Raw genomic sequence first — 15,900 nt, 5'->3', positions numbered from 1 at the left:
AGGGTTTTTAATCAATCTCTCCCTAGCCCTCACTTGCGCTAGATTTAAAGCAGTACTTTATCTCTAGCTCAGGATAGTATTTAACAGACCTCTCCCTATTCCTCTCCTAGAAGGAGAGGGAACGGAGAATGAAGATTATTTCTTCTTCCGTTTCAAACGGCGTTTTGCCTGCTGCGCTGCAACGGCATCCAACGCTTCTTTCAGCTCTTCATCGCTGAAGGTGGTAATGTGCTGAAGCATCTGCAAGGTCACATCATCCAGTACCAGGTTGGCGTACTGCGCCACGTTCTGGAAGTTCTCGTCAAACACAATGGCGTTATCTTCATTGTTGCGGATATAGCCCTGTTGGGTCAGAACCTTAATAAAACTCTGGAACAGCGATTTATCAAAGAATTCTGGCGAGTTGAATTCATATAGGACCGACAGACGCTGACCGACCAGATGACTGAGCTCTTCCACCTGACGGGTGGAGATATTGCCCGAACCACGCTGGGTGATTAAAGCCAGGGTCATGTAGTAACGTTCCAGACTTTGCATCACAGGCGCAGCGAGCACCACCAGCTGGTTGTGATCTTCTGAATTTGGTGCAGGAGAAACCAGGTTGCCCTCGCTATCTTCAGAAATCAGTTTCGCCTGAATCAACGCTTCTGCATAGGCACAGATCTGATCTTTCAGCTCTTCATCTTTTTTCCATTTCAGGAACAGTTCCGCTTTCAGGAATGGATAAAGCGTACGGATGACATTAATCAAATCGCCACGGCGAATCGAACCGTTATGTTCAACCAGCGCAGCAATCAGCGATGGCAACACGAAGGCATGCAAAATATTATTGCGGAAATAAGTCAGCAATACCGCCTGATTGTCTTCAATAGCAATAATATCGCCCAGGACATGCTTCACGCGTTTAATCAGTTTCAGTTTTAAACCGTAGCCAATAATTTCCTTGCCTGAAAGCGGTGTCACCTGAGTACGTGCATCATAAGGCAATGCAGTCAACAGCTTGCGGTAGGCATCCAGCTGCTTGATGCAGATCTCTTCATCCAGCGTGTGTTTAGGCGTAGCCAAAAGAATCAGCGAAAGCAGCGATACCGGATTGATCACCACGGCACGGTTAATGTTTTCCAAAATGGCATGGGCAGCACTGTTCACTGTATCCGAGACTTCTTGCGGAATCGGATCATCATTCTTGGCAATTTTAATATTTTCCGCGCCATGCTGTTTCAGCATATCATCCAGGAATACCGGCTCACCAAAGTTCACATGCACCTGGCCAAAGATACGTTCGATTTTGCGCAGGGTTTTCAAAATGCCCATGATCGATTCGGATTCTTTGTCTTTACCGTTCATTTCGCCGACATAGGTGGCACCTTCCATCAGGCGTTCATAGCCAATATAGGTCGGTACAAACACGATCGGCTTAGAGCGGCCACGCAAATGCCCATGCACGGTCATGGCTAGCATGCCGGTTTTCGGTGGCAGCAAACGCCCGGTACGTGAACGGCCGCCTTCAATAAAGTATTCCAGTGGCGTGTTACGGGACAGAATATTGAAAAGATATTCTTTAAACACAGTGGTATATAAACCATTACCGCGGAAAGTACGGCGAATAAAGAAGGCACCGCCACCACGCAATAATTGCCCGACAAAAGGCATGTTCAAGTTATCGCCCGCGGCAATGTACGGCACCATCATGCCACGTTTATAAATCACATAAGACAGCAATAAGTAGTCGATGTGACTGCGGTGACAGGGGGTATAGATAATCTCGTAGTCTTTGGCCAGTTCACGCACGGTACTGAAATTATGTACCTCTACGCCGTCATAGAGCTGGGTCCATAAACGGGTCAGCGCCATATCGGCAAAACGCACGGCTGAATGCGAATAGTCCGATACAATTTCGTTTAAATAGCCAATGGCACGGCGTTCAGCCTCAATCATGCTGATTTTGCCACGGATGCTTTCCCGGCGGATGGCATCCTGAACATCCCTAGATTTGATCAGTGAATGCATCACGTTACGGCGGTCGGATAGATCCGGACCGAGCACGACTTCACGCTGACCGTCCAGATAGTTGTTTAGTTTATTCAGAATATACGTTGCAGGTGACAGGTTTGGATGGGTCTGTTTGGCAAATTCGATCAGCTGGCGTAAAGACTGGCCCTGATGGAATTCCAGATAGGATTGACGACCATGCAGACCAATATTCACCAACTGTTTAACGGTACCAGGCGTTGCCCATGTATCGGTAAACAGAAGTTTCAGCCAGGAGTCTTCTTTGTCTGGCGAACGTCCCCATAATACGGTGACCGGAATTAGTTCAATATCTACCTGAGGATGATGTTCCAGAATCTCGATCAGGCGCAATAAGCGCGGCGGAAAGGCATGCGGCGGAGAATTGAGTAAATTGTTTTCATCATGGTGCTGCAGGAAAAGTATCGATGCTTTTTCCTTGTGATCGCCCACCACCAGCGGATCTAATGCCGGTGACAGTTTTAGCCGGCGGGTTTCGCCATCGACAATCAGGGCATTACTGCGCGAATAATTTTGTAATACATAGCACACCACTTTTTGTTGAACAGGGTGCTCTGTCTGGGAATTTACTTCTGTAGTTGTCGGTTCAGTAGGAACCTCACCAAGAACATGTGGGGTTACCACCAGGTCAAGCAGCTTACTGGAAAGCTGACGATAGATTTGACCAAAGCCACTCTTGGACATACATACTCCTACTTAAATGACCGAAACCACAGATTTTCTGAGGGGGAAACAGTTTTGCATCATTGTAATTGAAAACAATATGTCATTTTCTGACAAAATGCATTTCGAGTGTTAAATTTTATCGTTAAAAATCGTATTTTTAGCGAATATTCAGCACAAATCGCGTGACAGGCCAGTCAGTCGAACTTTTAGGGCTTTCCTCGGGATTTGTGGCAAAATAGCAATTATAGCTTAGCTGATTGATTGAAATTTTTCGCCTAGATTTTAGGTATCCCACATTAAAAACAGGTTGCTTATGAACGCCTTAACCCAAGAACTGGTTGAATTACTGAGCCTTGAAAAAATTGAAGAAAATATTTACCGAGGTCAAAGCCGTAATCTGGTCGGTAAGCGGGTCTTTGGTGGGCAGGTGCTGGGCCAGGCATTACGCGCGGCATCCTATACCACAAATCGTCCTGCGCATTCCTTGCATGCCTATTTTTTATATGGGGGAGATGTCAATGCGCCGATTATTTATGAAGTAGACCGCCTGCGGGATGGCAAGAGTTTTGTCAGTCGTCAGGTGCGTGCCATTCAGCATGGACGCACGATTTTTACCGCCATGATTTCATTTGCCAATCCGGAAGAAGGCTTGAATTACCAGATTTCAGAGCCGGAATATCCTGCGGTTGAAGACCTGAAAAGTGAAGCAGAACTCAAAGCGCAACTGGTCGAATTCGTGCCGGAAAATGTGCGTGCCAGCTTTATGCGTGACCGTCATGTGGAAATTCGTCCGGTGATGCCGGTTAATCCATTTCAGCCTCAGCCTGAAGCTCCATCATACGCTCACTATATCCGAACCCATGGCCAGATTGCCCATAAGGTCGATGAGATTTCTCTGCATCAGGCCATTGCTGCGTTCTATTCAGACTTTACTTTAATGACCACGGCTCTGCGCCCACACGGTCTGAGTTATATTTCCCCAAGTCTGCAATGTGCCAGCATTGACCATGCCATGTATTTCCATAAGCCATTCCGTGTCGATGAATGGATGCTCTATGATATGGAGGCGACTGTCAGTGTCAGTTCGCGCGGACTGAATTTCGGCCGCATGTGGCAAAATGGCGAGCTGGTGTGCAGCACCACTCAGGAAGGTTTGATCCGCTTGCGTGAAATTGAAACCCAATAAGGCTCAAAATGGCATAAAAAAACCGGAGCTGCTGTCCGGTTTTTTATGCTTGTCTTGATCATTGTGATTTAGTGGCAGCGAGGGATATCCTCGGAGATGTCTTTATGGCAGCCATGGTTTGGATGGGCAAATGCCAAGGGAATATGCAGAAGTAGCACGGTCATAAGCATGATTTTTTTCATATTGATTCTCTTTTAATTATTGGCTGAATGCGTATTTATTCATAAGCAGATTTTATGCCATTAGTTTAGCCCAGTGTTGATGATTCAGATAAAGTGAATTACTGGCTTTAATCTATTTCTGCTGAGCTTGTGACAAAAAAATTCTCGATTCTAAAAATAGGGCATGGCATAGTGCCTGACAGGACTTAATGATAAAAAGCATGTGGTAATGAGCTTAAATACACAAATATTGATTGCTGCGATTTTAGGGGTGGCATTTGGTTTTCTGTTAAATCTGTTTCCCGATACCCGGTTTTTTGATATCAGCCTCTATGGTTTGGGGCTGGCCAGCAGCATTTTTATTGGTTTATTAAAGATGCTGCTCATTCCGCTGATTTTCAGTTCGATCGTGGTTGGGGTTTCAAACTTGCAGGCCGGTGGACAGCTGGGTCGGGTCTGGAAAATCACCCTGCTGTGCTGTGTCACCACCACCACCTTGGCGCTCATTTTAGGCTTAAGCTGTGCCCATTTGTTTAATGTGGGCAAGGGTGTGGATATCGTGATGTTTCAGGATGCCATGAACAGTCATCAAACGCCCGATACCTTAACGCCATCGTCCTTCTTCACCAATTTTATTCAAAATACCCTGATTAATCCCTTTAAAGCCTTTGCTGAAGGCAATGTGCTGGCGGTAGTAGTATTTGCCCTGTTTATTGGCGTGGCTCTGGTCAAAGGCGGAGATAATTTCCGCAGTGTACGCAAGTTAAGCCTGCAATTTTTTGACATCATGATGCTGATGATTAGCTGGGTGATGAAGCTGGCACCGCTTGGTATTTTTGCCTTACTGGCAAAACTGATTTCAACTGAAGACATTTCCGTATTAAGCCGTCTGGCCGAGTTTGCTGCCGTGGTGACCGGAACGACCATTTTCCATGGTGCAGTAGTATTGCCTTTGTTGCTATGGATTTTTGGCAAGATGAGTCCGATCACTTTCTTTAAAGGTACACGCGCTGCGCTGATTACCGCATTTGCCACCAGTTCCAGTTCGGCTACCATGCCACTGTCGATGAAATGCGCGCAGGAAAATTTAAAGGTACGTCCACAAACCGCAGGCTTTGTCATTCCTTTGGGCACTCAGCTGAACATGGATGGCACGGCGCTGTATGAAGCTGCGGCAGCACTTTTTATTGCCAACCTGATGGGGCTGGACTTAAGTTTGGGCCAGCAACTGGTGGTCTGTGCAACCGCCATGATTGCCTCGCTGGGTGCGCCGGGTATTCCAAGTGCCGGTATGGTGACCATGATTATGGTGCTGCAATCGGTCGGGTTGCCGGCAGAAGCCATTGCAATCTTGCTGCCGATTGACCGTCTGCTGGATACTGTACGGACCGTGGTCAATGTTCAGGGCGATATGATGATTAGCGTGGTGGTGGATCGTTATAGCCGTGAACCGGAAGTGTCCTAATCCATTTCCCAGCTGGGATTAAACACGATTTCCCAGACATGACCATCCGGGTCTTGAAAATAACCCGCATAACCCCCGTAAAAAGTGGCTTGTGCGGGTTTAATGATTTTGGCACCGGCATGTGCTGCTTGAGCCATGACCTGATCCACTTCCAGCGGACTATAGACATTTTGCCCCAACGTCATTTGAGAGGCACACATTGGCATAAGTTCTAGCCCGGTATCCTGTTGAATGCTGCTTTGCGGCCATAAAGCCAGTTTCAGACCTGACTGCAGTTCAATAAAGGCCACCGCACCATATTCAAATTCCTGCCCTATAATTCCTTCACAGTGTAAGCCCAAGCCTTCGCGATAAAAATGCAAAGATGCTTCCTGGTCGCGCACCCCCAGTGTAATGACTGAAATCCGTGCTTGCATAAAATGATCCTTGTTGTTGTTTTCCTCGACTTTTATCTTAAAACAAATAAAAAGCAGGGCATAAAGCCCTGTTGTGGTTAAATTGTATACATGTATTTAATTATCAAATGAATGATAAAAAAGATTAGGCCACTTTCAGTTTGGCTGCACGTTTGGCCGCAGGGGAGCGATTCAGGTAAGCAATGGCATCTTCAGTTTTGGCTTCGTGCAGTGGATCGTACCACGGCATCAGATAACCCAGTTGTTGCGAAACCAGCCAGAAGGGACTAGGCATTAAATTGTTGTCACGCTGGGCAATGGCATACCATTCGCGCCAGATCCACGGTTTGTAAACGGCAGGACGGATAGACTGAAAGCGTGGATCCTGCTTGAGCAGATGCGCCGTGCCATCGACCCACAAGCCAATCACTGCCACAATTACAATGATGCTTAAATAATAGCGGGCAATATAACTGCCCCCTAGATGACGATACAAATCAAAGGCGACAGTACGGTGTTCAATTTCTTCTGCGCCGTGCCATTTAATCAGATCCAGCATGGCAGGGTCAGCCCCCAGCTTTTCCCATTCCTGGTTGTACAGGGCATATTTCCCCAGTACGCAGGTCATGTGCTCTACCGTGGCAATAATGCCAAGGCGGAATAAATCCCATTGATGTTCATGCAATTTAGGTACTTTTACACCCAAAGGCTGATCGGCAAGAAGTTGACTGAACAGGAAATCCATCACATCCAGATTGCGCTGGATATCAATGTTGCGCACAGTAAGATATTCTTTGTTGGCCGAATTATGGGCCTGGGCATGCATGGCTTCCTGACGGATAAAGGCCTGTACATCCTGTTTCAGCTTTTCATCCTGAATTTGTGGCAAAACCTTGTTGTATAAACGACAGAACCAGAATTCGCCAGCAGGCAAAATCATGTTGATTTCATTAATAAAATAGCTGACATAGGGTTGATTTGGAATCCAGTCAATCGGGGTGTCCTGCCACTCGAATTTTACTTTACGTGGATGAATGTGATAGGCAATTGATGAGCCGAGTTTGGAGTTTTTTAAACGGGAGAGAAGTTTCATCATGCTGTCCTTATTGTTTTGGCGTGCAGTGCTGCACTTGAGCTTAAGGCCAGTATGAAAAAAATGTCCCGCATTGTGATTAGCAATACGGGACACGGAAATATCAATTGATGATGATTTTTGTCGGACAGTCTAGCTCAATCAGACCCGATCAATCAGCTTGTCGGCTTGCATCGGTGGCATCTTCGGCAATTTCAGTTTCACACTCTTCTTCTACAACATCTAAAGATTCGAGTGGTTCATCCAGATCACCAAGGCTCGCTTCAGGAATGCTGTCCAGATCAAATTGTGTGGATTGCTCAAGGGTGAAGTTCAATCGGCCACCCATGACACTGGCCAGCTCTTCCAGGCCTTGCTTGTTAAGTGACGAGAACAACTGAATGGAGAAATCCAGCTTCATCTTTTTCAATGCCGCTTTCACTTCCTGCAAGGCTTTCGATGCCGGTCCACGATTCAGTTTGTCTGATTTGGTCAGCAATACATGTACGAACAATTTACGTGAATAGGCCCATTCCAGCATCATCACGTCAAAATGTTGTAGTGGATGGCGAATATCCATCAGCAATACCAAGCCCTGCAGGCTTTTACGGTGAATCAGGTAATTTTCCAGTTCTTTTTGCCAGACAATTTTCATCGCTTCCGGTACGGCTGCATAACCATAACCTGGCAAATCGACCAGACGCTGTTCTGGATTACCCAGGCTGAAAAAGTTGATCATTTGGGTACGGCCCGGCTTTTTAGAGGCACGTGCCAGCTGCTTCTGGTTGGTTAAGGCATTAATGGCGCTAGATTTACCGGCATTGGAACGTCCGGCAAAAGCAACTTCATAACCGGTATCTTCAACACACAGGCTCAGCTTTGGCGCACTCATCAAGAATTCGGCTTTACGCAACCAGTTCAACGCGCGAACAGAGTACTCAGTAATGGCAGGATCAACTTTTTTCTCATAGCTGATCTTTTGCTTAGGCGCATGGGCTGTCTTACTGTTTTTGGATTTTCCTCTGCTGTGATGCATAACTCAACTTCAATAAATGATCTACAAGCGAACATTATAAAGGAAGTCGTTCGGTCAAGCGAACTTTGCAAGCGCAGGAATTAAAGATTGATCATCTGGATCGGGGATTGGGTGGTGTACTTGGCCGCAGGAGAGTTATTTAAAACCTGAGCCAGGGTGTATTGATCCAGACTAAGATAAAACTGTTCCAGTGCCAGATCAAGAATGCCTTTTAGACCGCATTGAGGACGCAGTACGCAAGGAGGGGTATTGCATTCGACAATCTGGTTTTCACCTTGCAGGATCCGCACGATTTGACCGAGGGGCATTTCAAGCGCTTCGGGGTTGAGCGCAATACCGCCACCTTTGCCACGTGTAGTAATCAGCCAGTTCTGTTTGCCCATAAAGTGCACAATTTTCACCAAATGGTTTTTGGATACATGCAGGTCCTGAGCAATTTCTGCAATGGTATAAGGCATATCTCGCGGTTGGGCGATATAGATTAAAATACGCAAGGCATAGTCAGTGAATTTATTCAGTTGCATGATAATACTGATGTTTTTAAGTAAAAAATTAGGGTTAGTCTAGCATAACCAGACTAACCCTCTCTTTATTTTATGCTGACCCAGCGGGTTAGTGCTTAACGCCACCTGTACCAAACGCTTCACTGTGAATATTTTCAGCAGGAATGCCGCGAGCAACCAGCGCCTTTTGCTGTTCAGCCATAAATGGCATTGGGCCGCAGAGATAGTAGTCGGCATTGACAGGTAACAATGCGCTATCCATGCTGCTTAAGTCCAGGCGACCGGCAACATCATAATCTTCACCTAATTTATCGCCTGGATGTGGGAATTCATAAGCGGTAAATGTGCTGAGGCGTGGATATTTTGCTTTTAAGTCCTGAATGTGCTGATGCATTGCATGCACTTGTTTGCTACGGCAGGCATGGATGAATGTCACAGGTTGTGGCATATCCAGCGTCACCAGCTGATTCAGCATGGCAATCATTGGAGTCAGGCCTACACCGCCACTGATAAACACATTACGTTTATTTGGGTCAATCAGGTAAAAATTACCTGTTGGTGCTGAAACTTCAATTTCTGAACCTTCTGGCAGGCTATGTAAAGTATTCGATACCCAACCTGGAACCATGTCGCCTTTTTGGTCTTCACGTTTTACCGAGATACGTAAATAGTCCGCTTGAGGGCTAGTTGAAAGCGTATATTGACGAGGTTGTTTCAAGCCAAGTTCTTCAACGAAAACACGTACTGAAATATATTGGCCCGCTTCGTATTTCGGCAATGCACCGCCATCGACAGGTTGCAGATAGAAAGACGTGATTTCATCGCTTTCAACTACTTTCTTGGCAATCTTGAAGTTACGCCAGCCTAACCAGCTGCCTTTGGTTTGCTGATGCTGATCGTAAATGGCTTTTTCGGTGCTGATGAACAGGTCTGCCAGTTGACCATACGCTGCTGCCCAGGCACCAATCAGTGGATCGTCCATTGAAATGCTTAACACTTCACTGATTGAATGGAGCAGGTTTTCACCAACAATATTATAGTCAGGTGCTTGAATATTCAGGCTAACGTGTTTGTGCGCGATTAACTCAACCACAGGCAACAACACGGAAGGATCTTCAATGTTTTCAGCATAAGCCAACACTGCGCCTGCCAAGGCTTGTGCCTGTGCACCACTGCGCTGATGCCCCATATTAAAAGTTTCTTTTAGATCTGGATTATTGCCCAGCATTCGGTTATAAAAATAACCAGTCAGGGCTACGCCATTTTCGCGAAGTACAGGAACTGTTGCTTTTACTAGGTCAATTTGCTGCGGAGTCATGTTTGATCTCTCATGGCGGTTATTTATAAGATGTATTTAAAATACATTTTATAGGATGCTTTGACAATAGGGAGAATCAACAAAACCATAAAAAAATTATGGAATATAAAAATATCCCATAATTTCTTAATAATTGATCAGATTATTGAATTATCGTTTACCAAATAGTGAACCCAGTAAACCCCGCACGATTTTCTGTCCGGTGCTGCCCCCCAGGCTGCGTGCAGCACTTTTGGCAAAAGTTCCCACAATATCCTGGGTGAGTTTTTCACGTTGTTTGGCTACGCGTTCAGCCTCTTTTTGTTGCTCGCGTGCCAAGCGTTCTTGTTCACGTGCTTGCTGTCTGGCCAATACTTCCGCTTCCTTGGCTTGCTGTTTTTCTAAAGCTTCCTTTTCTTTCGCTGCTGCTTTTTCTTGTTCTGCCTGAAGGGCTTGCTGTTGCCGTTCAGCGACTTTGTTTTGCAGCATTTCAAAGGCACTTTCACGGTCCAATTGCTTTTCATACACGCCCGCAATTACGCTTTGATTCATACAGGCTAGACGTTCTTCAGCACTAATCGGGCTAAAGGAAGAGTAGGGAGGCATTACCCAGCCGCGCTCGACCATTTGCGGTGTGCCTTGCTCATCCAGACAGCTAATCAGGGCTTCACCGACCCCCAGTTCGGTAATGGCCTGATCCACTTTAAATTCAGGATTGGCGCGAAAAGTATCGGCAGCGGTCTTGACGGCTTTTTGGTCCTTAGGGGTAAAGGCGCGTAGGGCATGCTGCACCCGGTTGCCGAGCTGACCCAGTACGCTTTCTGGTAAATCCAGCGGATTTTGCGTGACAAAGTATATCCCCACACCTTTGGAGCGAATTAATCGTACCACATGTTCAATTTTTTCCTGTAGCGCCGGACTGGCATTGTCAAACAGCAAATGTGCTTCATCAAAGAAGAACACCAGTTTTGGTTTGTCCAGATCGCCCACTTCAGGCAGCTGTTCAAACAGTTCAGACAGCATCCAGAGCAAAAAGGTGGCGTACAGCTTGGGGGTATTCATCAGTTTATCGGCAGCCAGCACATTGATGTTGCCGCGTCCCTGGCTGTCAGTCTGAATAAAATCCATGATGTCGAGTGCAGGTTCACCAAAGAACTTGTCACCGCCCTGATCGGCCAGTGCCAGTAAATTGCGCTGAATGGCGCCTAAACTTGCGGGAGACAGATTGCCATATTCCGCCTTGAATTCGGCGGCATGTTCACTGACATAAGTCAGCATGGACTTTAAGTCTTTAAAGTCAATCAGCAATAAGCCCTGATCATCGGCAATGCGGAACACTGCTGAAAGTACCCCTTCCTGGGTGTCATTCAAGTTCAGGATTTGTGCCAGTAACAGCGGTCCAATTTCAGAAACTGTGCTGCGAATCGGATGGCCTTGCTCGCCGAACAAATCCCAAAATACTACAGGAGATGCGGCAAAGGGGATGGACTCAATATGCAGGCTTTTGATGCGTTCATCAAACTTTGGATTGCTTTCACCTGCTTTGGCCAGGCTGGAAACATCGCCTTTGGCATCGGCGAGAAATACGGGCACACCAATGCGGGAAAAATTCTCTGCCAATACTTTTAAGGTGACGGTTTTTCCGGTCCCCGTTGCACCGGCAATCAGGCCATGACGGTTGGCAAACTGTGAATGTAAAACAATCTCTTGTTGAGTGTTGGTGGTTTTCTTGGCAATAACGAGTGGTGTACCCATATTTTTTCCTATTTTATTTTATTCATGTTGTCGTGCAGGCAACTGTTTTAATGCGTTTTCTATATCTTGAATTAAATCTGCCGGATGTTCCAGTCCTATGCAAAAACGAACCAGTAAACCTTGTTGTAAATGTGTGTGTTCTAAAACGCGCATATCTTTCAGGTTATACAGCATGGCCAGACTGACCGGTCCGCCCCAGCTAAAGCCCAGCTTAAACAGTTCCAATGCATCGCAGAATCTGCGGATATCTGCCAGGGTGTATTCAGGTTTGAAAATCACGCTGACCAGACCTGCACTCTGTGCATCTGTGCAAATTTCTTTCCAATGCAGATGTCCTGCAGATTCTGCATCGGCAGGATGCAGCACTTGGACAAATTCTGGTTGCTGTTTGAGCCAGTGCAGCAGTGTCAGGCAGCTTTCAGACTGGTGTTGATAGCGCACTTGCATTGAAGCCAGACTGCGTTGGATCTGTGCCACATCGTCGCCCGATACGCTAATCCCCTGAATGGCATGCATCCGGAATAACTGGTGATGCAGCTTTTGATCACGGGTCACGACAGAACCCATCAAGATGTCACCGCCACCACTTGGATATTTGGTCAGCGCATGCACGGTCATATCCACTGCCAAATGCTCATCGCTAAAATCAAAGGCATTAAAAGCCAGGCCTGCACCCCAGGTATTGTCGAGTGCTGTCAGGATGTTGTGCGCTTTGGCTTTTTTCACCAGATTGATCAGGTCGGGAAATTCCAGCGTCACGGAACCTGCTGCTTCTAACCAGATGAGTTTGGCTCGATCGGTGGGCTGGAAAGTCTCCGCATCAATCGGGTTATAGACTCTAACGCTAATACCATAACGCGTTTGCAGATTACGCAGATGTTCCATATTTGGCCCATAAATGTTGTCTGCCACCCAGACTTCATCACCCTGAGCAAGAAAACATGAATTCACCAGATTAATGGCGGATAAACCGCTCGGTGCCAGCAAACAATATTCTCCGCCTTCGATCTGGGCAATATTGTCGCCTAACGTAAAAGTTGTAGGCGTGCCGTGGGTGCCATAACTATAGTCATAGTCATCAGTCCAGTGGCGATTAAACAGTGCATCGGTGTTCTCAAAAATAATGGTCGATGCACGAAACAGGGGAGGTTGAACCGTAGAAATATATTGTGGGGCCTTTCGTGGTGCATGAATCAGTGCTGTTTGCGCGTTTTTTTTCAAGGTGTTGCTCTAAGTCGTATCAAAATTAACCTTAGCTTAAGAGAAACACGCGGAATAGGCTATATAAATGCCGAAATGTATAGAAAGGTTAATGCACATATAAAGTTGGCTTCATTCTTGCTAAACCTATAACAAAGCTAGAACAATAGGCGAGGGGCATGAAGTCGCATTTAAAAGTACATTATTTTCAGCATATTGCTGGCGAAGGGTTCGGCAGTTGTTATCCGTTTTTAAAACAGCACCACGCTAAAATTACCGCAACTGAATTTTTCGCTTTACCTGTAGATCGACCGCTCGACATCGAAGCTTTACCGCAAGTGGAAGATGTAGATTTGCTCATCATTATGGGTGGGGCAATGAGTGTGAACGATGAAGCAAATTATCCGTGGTTGAAAGTGGAAAAGCGCTGGATCAGACGTTATCTGTCTATGGGGAAACCTGCGATTGGTCTGTGTTTAGGTGGGCAACTGATCGCCAATGCTTTGGGGGCGGCGGTCAGGCGTAATGAACAGCAGGAGTTAGGTTTGACGGAGGTACGCAAGGTGAAGCATGTACCTGAACAGTGCTTTGAGTTGCCAGAACAATTTAAGGTGATGCAATGGCATAGTGAAACCTTTGAAATCCCGAAAGGTGCTATTCATCTGGCTGAAAATGATGTCTGTCGCAATCAAATGTATCAAATTGGAAAAAATGTCTTGGGATTTCAATTCCATCCTGAAATAACTCCCGAAGTGCTACAACTATTTTTAGAAAATGATGAAGAATTAGAGCATTTTTCCGGTCAATATGTACAAACTGAACGTCAATTAAAAAGTATGCCTAAAAGTGACTTTATTAAAGGAAATCAGATACTAAACCAAGCTATAGAGTACGTTTTACAAAAAACCTCATGCTGACTTATTTTTAAACAAGAGACTCAATAGATAAACGTAAAAAAAGAGGAAAAAGTTAAAAAGAGATTTGCTTAAGCGTTAAACAATCGCTATAATGGGCGACCCTTTGATGAAAGGGGGGTTGGCTACGAATAAAGTAGTTAACATCGTGACAGTCGTGGCATCGATCATGACCTTAGTGATATTTCACTGCTCTTGACACTTGCCCTCATTAAAGTGGGGTGAGATGCGTCAAGAGTGATTCTTTATATATTTGGCTTGGAGTTAACTGGTATGTCTAACCAGAGAATTCGTATCCGTCTTAAGTCTTTTGATCACCGTTTAATTGATCAGTCGGCTCAAGAGATCGTAGAAACAGCAAAACGTACTGGCGCACAAGTTTGTGGTCCAATCCCGATGCCTACTCGCATCGAACGTTTCAACGTTTTAACATCACCACACGTTAACAAAGATGCGCGTGACCAATACGAGATCCGCACTTACAAGCGTTTGATCGACATCGTTCAACCTACAGATAAAACTGTTGATGCATTGATGAAGTTAGATCTTGCAGCTGGTGTTGATGTTCAGATCGCTTTGGGTTAAGGCTTTCGGGTTAATTAACACTCTAAGTTAATTAGGCCGCTTTTTTAGAGGTTTATGCACATGGCTATTGGTTTAGTCGGTCGCAAGTGCGGTATGACACGTATCTTTACAGATGCTGGTGTTTCTGTACCTGTAACAGTGATTGAGGTTGATCCTAACCGCATCACTCAAATCAAAACGCTTGAAACTGATGGTTATCAAGCGATTCAAATCACTACTGGTGAACGTCGCGAATCTCGCGTAACTAACGCTCAGAAAGGTCACTTTGCGAAAGCTGGTGTTGCTGCTGGTCGTCTGGTTCAAGAATTCCGCGTTTCAGAAGCTGAGCTTGAAGGTCGTGAAGTTGGCGCTACTATCGGTGTAGATCTGTTTACAGTTGGTCAAATCGTTGACGTAACTGGTCAGTCTAAAGGTAAAGGTTTCCAAGGTGGTGTTAAGCGTTGGAACTTCCGTACTCAAGACGCTACTCACGGTAACTCTGTTTCTCACCGTGTTCTAGGTTCTACAGGTCAAAACCAGACTCCTGGTCGCGTGTTCAAAGGCAAAAAAATGGCTGGCCATTTAGGTGCTGAACGCGTAACTACACAGGGTCTTGAAATCGTTGCTATCGACGCTGAACGTTCAGTTCTTGTTGTGAAAGGCGCGGTTCCTGGTGCTACTGGTGGCGACGTAACTGTTCGTCCTACGATCAAGGCCTGAGGGGAAATAACGTGAATTTAAATACTGTTTCCGGCTCTGCTGTTGAATTATCAGAAGTTGCGTTCGGTCGTGAATTTAATGAAGCTCTTGTACACCAAGTTGTTACAGCTTACTTAGCTGGTGGTCGTCAAGGTTCTAAAGCTCAAAAATCACGTGCAGACGTTTCTGGCGGTGGTAAAAAACCATTCCGTCAAAAAGGTACTGGCCGCGCTCGTGCTGGTTCTATTCGTAGCCCAATCTGGGTTGGCGGTGGTAAAACTTTTGCTGCTCGTCCACAAGACTGGTCTCAAAAAGTAAACCGTAAAATGTATCGCGGTGCTATGCAATGCATCCTGGCTGAACTTGTTCGTCAAGATCGCTTGGTTTTAGTTGAAGAGTTTGCTGTTGCAGCTCCAAAAACTAAAGAGTTGCTTGCAAAACTTAACGACTTGAATGCTACTCGTGCATTGATCGTTACTGATGCTGTTGATGAGAACTTGTATCTTGCTGCACGTAACATTCCACACGTTGATGTGGTTGATGCTGCTGCAATCGATCCTGTTAGCTTGATCGCGTTCGACAAAGTTGTTATGTCTGTAGCTGCTGCTAAGAAAATTGAGGTAGAACTCGGATGAACAACGAACGTATCTATCAAGTCCTACAAGGACCTGTATTCTCAGAAAAAGCACAAGTTTTAGGTGAAACTGCTGGTGTTCAAGTTTTTAAAGTTGCACTTGATGCAAACAAGCTTGAAATCAAAAAAGCAGTGGAACAACTCTTTGGTGTTCAAGTTGTTAAAGTTAACACAACGATCACTAAAGGTAAGACTAAACGCTTTGGTAAAACATTAGGACGTCGTTCTGATGTTAAAAAAGCATACGTCACCCTGAAAGCTGGCCAAGATGTTGAAATGGCTGACTTGGGCGATACCGCTGAAAGCGCAGCGGAATAAGGAC

Annotated in this window: 15 protein-coding genes; 7 read left to right on the top strand and 8 right to left on the bottom strand. The window is 45.7% G+C overall.

Annotated features, from left to right (window positions below; genetic code table 11):
- Positions 1-135: 135 nt before the first annotated feature.
- Positions 136-2,715 (bottom strand): glycerol-3-phosphate 1-O-acyltransferase PlsB, encoded by a 2,580-nt coding sequence (plsB, locus tag E0H88_RS02980; protein WP_131273043.1) that lies wholly within the window; start codon positions 2,713-2,715, stop codon positions 136-138.
- A gap of 295 nt (positions 2,716-3,010) precedes the next feature.
- Between plsB and E0H88_RS02975 the strand changes: the two genes are divergently transcribed.
- Both E0H88_RS02975 and E0H88_RS02970 read left to right on the top strand, forming a co-directional pair.
- The gene (locus E0H88_RS02975) at positions 3,011-3,883 is read left to right on the top strand and encodes an acyl-CoA thioesterase (protein ID WP_092820752.1); all 873 of its coding nucleotides are present in this window, start codon (positions 3,011-3,013) and stop codon (positions 3,881-3,883) included.
- Between the two features lie 390 nt (positions 3,884-4,273).
- Positions 4,274-5,509: a dicarboxylate/amino acid:cation symporter gene (locus E0H88_RS02970; protein ID WP_131273042.1), complete on the top strand. Its 1,236-nt coding sequence runs from the start codon at positions 4,274-4,276 to the stop codon at positions 5,507-5,509.
- Here the strand turns inward: E0H88_RS02970 and E0H88_RS02965 are convergent.
- The 7 genes from E0H88_RS02965 to E0H88_RS02935 all read right to left on the bottom strand — a co-directional run bounded on the left by E0H88_RS02965 (position 5,506) and on the right by E0H88_RS02935 (position 12,788).
- Complete coding sequence (locus E0H88_RS02965; RefSeq protein WP_131273041.1) at positions 5,506-5,925, bottom strand: VOC family protein; 420 nt, start codon at positions 5,923-5,925, stop codon at positions 5,506-5,508. The genes E0H88_RS02970 and E0H88_RS02965 overlap by 4 nt on opposite strands.
- Positions 5,926-6,049: 124 nt before the next feature.
- Positions 6,050-6,997, bottom strand: a complete 948-nt coding sequence (locus tag E0H88_RS02960) for a metal-dependent hydrolase (protein ID WP_131273040.1) — start codon at positions 6,995-6,997, stop codon at positions 6,050-6,052.
- A 151-nt stretch (positions 6,998-7,148) separates the two neighbouring features.
- The gene (gene yihA / locus E0H88_RS02955) at positions 7,149-8,012 is read right to left on the bottom strand and encodes a ribosome biogenesis GTP-binding protein YihA/YsxC (protein WP_131273039.1); all 864 of its coding nucleotides are present in this window, start codon (positions 8,010-8,012) and stop codon (positions 7,149-7,151) included.
- Positions 8,013-8,092: 80 nt separating this feature from the next.
- Positions 8,093-8,536, bottom strand: coding sequence for an RrF2 family transcriptional regulator (locus tag E0H88_RS02950; RefSeq protein WP_131273038.1), 444 nt, complete (start codon positions 8,534-8,536; stop codon positions 8,093-8,095).
- A gap of 88 nt (positions 8,537-8,624) precedes the next feature.
- Positions 8,625-9,833: an NO-inducible flavohemoprotein gene (gene hmpA, locus E0H88_RS02945; protein WP_092820762.1), complete on the bottom strand. Its 1,209-nt coding sequence runs from the start codon at positions 9,831-9,833 to the stop codon at positions 8,625-8,627.
- 150 nt (positions 9,834-9,983) lie between these two features.
- Entirely contained in the window at positions 9,984-11,567 is a 1,584-nt protein-coding gene (locus tag E0H88_RS02940) for a helicase HerA-like domain-containing protein (protein ID WP_131273037.1), read from the bottom strand.
- An 18-nt stretch (positions 11,568-11,585) separates the two neighbouring features.
- Positions 11,586-12,788, bottom strand: coding sequence for a PLP-dependent transferase (locus E0H88_RS02935; RefSeq protein ID WP_131273036.1), 1,203 nt, complete (start codon positions 12,786-12,788; stop codon positions 11,586-11,588).
- A 158-nt stretch (positions 12,789-12,946) separates the two neighbouring features.
- Between E0H88_RS02935 and E0H88_RS02930 the strand changes: the two genes are divergently transcribed.
- The 5 genes from E0H88_RS02930 to rplW all read left to right on the top strand — a co-directional run bounded on the left by E0H88_RS02930 (position 12,947) and on the right by rplW (position 15,896).
- Positions 12,947-13,684: a type 1 glutamine amidotransferase gene (locus E0H88_RS02930; RefSeq protein ID WP_092820768.1), complete on the top strand. Its 738-nt coding sequence runs from the start codon at positions 12,947-12,949 to the stop codon at positions 13,682-13,684.
- Between the two features lie 270 nt (positions 13,685-13,954).
- The gene (gene rpsJ / locus E0H88_RS02925) at positions 13,955-14,266 is read left to right on the top strand and encodes a 30S ribosomal protein S10 (RefSeq protein WP_000070912.1); all 312 of its coding nucleotides are present in this window, start codon (positions 13,955-13,957) and stop codon (positions 14,264-14,266) included.
- 60 nt (positions 14,267-14,326) lie between these two features.
- A complete protein-coding gene (gene rplC / locus E0H88_RS02920; RefSeq protein ID WP_086195775.1) occupies positions 14,327-14,965 on the top strand; it encodes a 50S ribosomal protein L3 in 639 nt (212 codons plus the stop codon).
- Positions 14,966-14,976: 11 nt separating this feature from the next.
- Positions 14,977-15,579, top strand: a complete 603-nt coding sequence (gene rplD / locus E0H88_RS02915) for a 50S ribosomal protein L4 (RefSeq protein WP_086195774.1) — start codon at positions 14,977-14,979, stop codon at positions 15,577-15,579.
- On the top strand, positions 15,576-15,896 hold the full coding sequence (gene rplW, locus E0H88_RS02910) for a 50S ribosomal protein L23 (protein ID WP_004691323.1): 321 nt from the start codon (positions 15,576-15,578) through the stop codon (positions 15,894-15,896). Before rplD ends, rplW begins: the two co-directional genes overlap by 4 nt.
- Positions 15,897-15,900 lie beyond the last annotated feature (4 nt).

The sequence above is a fragment of the Acinetobacter sp. ANC 4216 genome, from assembly GCF_004331195.1.
Classification (GTDB): domain Bacteria; phylum Pseudomonadota; class Gammaproteobacteria; order Pseudomonadales; family Moraxellaceae; genus Acinetobacter; species Acinetobacter kookii.
This window is presented reverse-complemented; position numbering and strand designations above follow the sequence as displayed.

What these genes read in the sequence shown, in the direction of transcription:
- plsB (WP_131273043.1), bottom strand. Translation starts at nt 2,715, where the DNA reads ATGTCCAAGAGTGGCTTTGGTCAAATCTATCGTCAGCTTTCCAGTAAG.
- E0H88_RS02960 (WP_131273040.1), bottom strand. Translation starts at nt 6,997, where the DNA reads ATGAAACTTCTCTCCCGTTTAAAAAACTCCAAACTCGGCTCATCAATT.
- E0H88_RS02965 (WP_131273041.1), bottom strand. Translation starts at nt 5,925, where the DNA reads ATGCAAGCACGGATTTCAGTCATTACACTGGGGGTGCGCGACCAGGAA.
- rplC (WP_086195775.1), top strand. Translation starts at nt 14,327, where the DNA reads ATGGCTATTGGTTTAGTCGGTCGCAAGTGCGGTATGACACGTATCTTT.
- hmpA (WP_092820762.1), bottom strand. Translation starts at nt 9,833, where the DNA reads ATGACTCCGCAGCAAATTGACCTAGTAAAAGCAACAGTTCCTGTACTT.
- E0H88_RS02975 (WP_092820752.1), top strand. Translation starts at nt 3,011, where the DNA reads ATGAACGCCTTAACCCAAGAACTGGTTGAATTACTGAGCCTTGAAAAA.
- E0H88_RS02970 (WP_131273042.1), top strand. Translation starts at nt 4,274, where the DNA reads ATGAGCTTAAATACACAAATATTGATTGCTGCGATTTTAGGGGTGGCA.
- E0H88_RS02930 (WP_092820768.1), top strand. Translation starts at nt 12,947, where the DNA reads ATGAAGTCGCATTTAAAAGTACATTATTTTCAGCATATTGCTGGCGAA.
- yihA (WP_131273039.1), bottom strand. Translation starts at nt 8,012, where the DNA reads ATGCATCACAGCAGAGGAAAATCCAAAAACAGTAAGACAGCCCATGCG.
- E0H88_RS02940 (WP_131273037.1), bottom strand. Translation starts at nt 11,567, where the DNA reads ATGGGTACACCACTCGTTATTGCCAAGAAAACCACCAACACTCAACAA.
- rplW (WP_004691323.1), top strand. Translation starts at nt 15,576, where the DNA reads ATGAACAACGAACGTATCTATCAAGTCCTACAAGGACCTGTATTCTCA.
- E0H88_RS02950 (WP_131273038.1), bottom strand. Translation starts at nt 8,536, where the DNA reads ATGCAACTGAATAAATTCACTGACTATGCCTTGCGTATTTTAATCTAT.
- rpsJ (WP_000070912.1), top strand. Translation starts at nt 13,955, where the DNA reads ATGTCTAACCAGAGAATTCGTATCCGTCTTAAGTCTTTTGATCACCGT.